Source organism: Marinifilum sp. JC120 (genome assembly GCA_004923195.1).
Classification (GTDB): Bacteria; Desulfobacterota; Desulfovibrionia; order Desulfovibrionales; family Desulfovibrionaceae; genus Maridesulfovibrio.
This window is the reverse complement of sequence record RDSB01000259.1, coordinates 1-360: the sequence shown is the minus strand read 5'-3', so window position 1 is coordinate 360 and position 360 is coordinate 1. Positions and strand designations below refer to the sequence as shown.

General features: G+C 51.1%; 1 protein-coding gene. It reads right to left on the bottom strand.

The window, feature by feature from the left end:
- Positions 1-360, bottom strand: a 360-nt coding sequence (locus D0S45_21025) for a hypothetical protein (GenBank protein TIH01432.1), incomplete at both ends; no start/stop codon positions are given.

Sequence of the window (360 nt, the reverse complement as noted above, 5' to 3'; positions counted from 1 at the left end):
TGACATTGCGCAAACCTTCTCATGTCTATAGGCCTCCAGTTCCTCTCGGGCAGTTGACGCCTGTTCGACTGCCTGACGAAGAGCTGTTTGCATCAACACCATCTCAAATGCCTGCTTATCACACAGGTCTCGACACTTGCAGAGCTCCTCAGACAGCTCACGGTTCCGGTCGCACAGTCTGCTCATCTCACTTACCGAATCCCAATCTTGTCCTCTCTGCATCGACGTCACTTCATGAGACTCTTGTAGTCGCACAAAGCTATCAAGCATAACAGTAGACTCCAAGTGTTCTGGCCATGTCATTGTCTCACACTCACGGTCCACGTGTTCAACCACACCATGGGACAACCCTGTTGTGAC